The organism is Stenotrophomonas sp. SMYL20, assembly GCF_036320045.1.
Lineage (GTDB): Bacteria > Pseudomonadota > Gammaproteobacteria > Xanthomonadales > Xanthomonadaceae > Stenotrophomonas > Stenotrophomonas maltophilia_A.
Window position 1 is genome coordinate 46,930 of sequence record NZ_JAWIRT010000026.1, and the last position, 3,000, is coordinate 49,929.

Below are 3,000 nucleotides of genomic sequence, written 5' to 3' on the forward strand. Positions count from 1 at the left end.
GCGGCCACCCCCGCCCCCCCCCCCCCCCCCCCCCCCCGCGCCCCCCCGCCCCCCCCCCCCCCCCCCCCCCCCGCCACTACCAGATGAAACCATTTTTGCATCGCAGCACGATGCCCGTTCTGGGATAGGCTTGGGGTCTGGATCCGTTGACCGAGGCCTGTGCGTCGCCGATGAACGAGTACCGCAGCAGCATCGAGTTTGCTTCCCCCGATCTTCCGCTTCGCGATGATGTGCGCCGGCTCGGCGCGCTGGTTGGCGACCTGCTGGTTGAACAGGTCTCCGCCGCCTTCCTCGACGATGTGGAAGACGTGCGCACCCGCGCCATCGCCCGCCGCGAGAACCAGGCGCCGTTGTCGGAGCTGGCCGATGGCCTGGCCGGGCGCACGCCGCAGCAGGCCGAAACCATGGTGCGGGCCTTCAGCACCTACTTCCAGGTGGTCAACATCGCCGAGCGCGTGCATCGCATCCGCCGTCGCCGTGACTACCAGCGCGCCGGTACCGCAGGGGCGCAGCCCGATGGCCTGCAGGATGCACTGCAGCACCTGAAGGCGCAGGGTGTGGGCCTGGACGAGCTGGCGCAGTGGCTGCCACGCATCGACATTGAGCCGGTGTTCACCGCACACCCGACCGAAGCGGTACGCCGCGCGCTGCTGGAAAAAGAGCAGTTGATGGTGGCCAGCCTGGTCGACAACCTCGACGGCCAGCGCACGCCGGGTGAGGCCGCCGCCGATGCCGCGCGCTTCCGCATGGCATTGACCGCTTCGTGGCAGACCACCGATTCCTCGCCGGTGCGGCCCACCGTCGATGACGAACGCGAGCACGTCGGCTTCTATCTGGTGCAGGTGCTGTACCGGGTGATTCCGGTGCTGTACGAATCGCTGCAGCAGGCGTTGCGCGATACCTATGGCGAAGAACTGCCGCTGCCGCGCCTGCTGCGTTTCGGCACCTGGGTGGGCGGCGACATGGACGGCAACCCGAACGTGGATGCCCATACCATCCGCAATACGCTGGATGCGCAGCGGCAGGCGGTGCTCGCGCGCTACCAGAAGGAACTGCTGCAGCTGGCCAGCCTGCTCAGCCAGTCCACCGAGCGGGTGGGTGTGAGCGATGCGCTGCAGGCACGGGTGGCGCACTACCAGCAGTTGCTGCCCAAGGTGCAGTCGCGACCGCGTCATGCCGACATGCCGTACCGCCTGCTCAATGACCGCATGCGTGCACGCCTGCAGGCCACGCTGGATGACGGCGAAGGCGCCTACGCCGGTCCTGATGAACTGATCGAGGATCTGCAGCTGATCCTCGACAGCCTGCGCGCCAACCGCGGCGAACATGCCGGTGGCTTCGCCGTGCAGCGCCTGCTGTGGCGGGTGAAGACGTTCGGTTTCCATCTGGCGCGGTTGGACGTGCGCCAGGAATCGAGCGTGCATGCGCGCGCGCTGGCCACCGTGCTGGGCGGCGACGCAGCGTGGGACAGTCTCGATGCCGTGGGGCGTGCGCGTCTGCTGGCGCCGCATGCCAGTGGTGACGCGCCGTTGCCGAAGGGCGACGACAAAGGCAACCAGCGTCTGGATGCGGTATTTGTTGCGTTGGCCGATGCGCGTGCGCGCCATGGTGGCGATGCGCTGGGCAGCTACATCATCTCGATGGCACACGACCGCAGTGACGTGCTGGCCGTGCTGGCGCTTGCACGCCGTGGCGGCCTGGTGGAAGAGGGCGGTTCGGTGCCGCTGGATATTGCGCCATTGTTCGAAACCGTGGACGACCTCAAGCGTGGCACCGCCACCCTGCGTGACCTGCTGGCCGACCCGATCTATCGCGCGCACCTGCACGCACGCGACGACGTGCAGATGGTGATGCTCGGCTATTCGGACAGCAGCAAGGACGGCGGCATCGCCGCATCGCGTTGGGGCCTGCAGCGTGCGCAGGTGGAATTGCTGGAGGTGGCGGCCGAGGCCGGCATCCGCCTGACCTTCTTCCATGGCCGTGGTGGTTCGATCAGCCGTGGTGGTGGCAAGACCACGCACGCGGTGGATGCGTCGCCGCGCGGCAGCATCGATGGCCGCCTGCGGGTGACCGAGCAGGGCGAGGTGATCCATCGCAAATACGGCATCCGTGCGCTGGCGCTGCGCTCGCTGGAACAGGCCACCGGCGCGGTACTGCGCGCCAGCCTCCGCCCGCGGGCTGCCGAACCCCGCGAGGATGAGTGGCGACCGGTGATGGATGTGGTCGCTGGCTCCAGCAGCGAGGTGTACCGCGCCTTCGTCGGCCAGTCTGGCTTCATGGACTACTTCCGCACGGCCACGCCGATCGACGTGATCGAGCGGATGACGCTGGGTTCGCGTCCGTCGCGCCGGCTCGGTCAGGACGCAGCACTGGGCAACCTGCGCGCGATTCCGTGGGTATTCGCCTGGAGCCAGGCACGCGCGGTGATTCCCGGCTGGTATGGCGTGGGCAGTGGCCTGCAGGCGGCGATTGATGCCGGCCACGAACAGACCCTGCGCGACATGGCGCGAGACTGGCCGTTTTTCCGTACGTTCCTGGACGACATCGCCATGGTGCTGTCCAAGGGCGATATCACCATTGCCGAGCAGTTCTCGAAGCTGTCCGGCGAGCTGCACGGGCGCTTCTTCCCACAGGTGCAGCGCGAACTGGAACTCACCCGGCACTGGCTGCTGGCGCTGATGGACCAGCGGACGCTGCTGGACCACGATGCGCGGCTTGCGCTGTCGATCCGCCTGCGCAATCCCTACGTCGATCCGATCAGCGTGCTGCAGGTGGATCTGCTGCAGCGTTGGCGCGAAAGCGGGCGCGAGGATGACGACCTGCTGCGCGCGCTGATGGCCTGCGTGAACGGTGTTTCGCAGGGCGTGCAGAACACCGGGTGACCCACTGCATCCGCCGGGCATGGCCCGGCGAACTCGAAATGGTAGTGCCGGGGGGGGGGGGGGGGGGGCGCGCGGGGGGGGGGGGGGGGCGCGCGGGGGGGGGGGGGGGCGGGGCGCG

Annotated in this window: 1 protein-coding gene; it reads left to right on the forward strand. The window is 68.6% G+C overall.

The features are described from left to right. Positions 1–170 precede the first annotated feature (170 nt). On the forward strand, positions 171–2,882 hold the full coding sequence (gene ppc, locus V3B48_RS17830; protein WP_329894162.1) for a phosphoenolpyruvate carboxylase: 2,712 nt from the start codon (positions 171–173) through the stop codon (positions 2,880–2,882). The last annotated feature ends 118 nt before the right edge of the window (positions 2,883–3,000 follow it).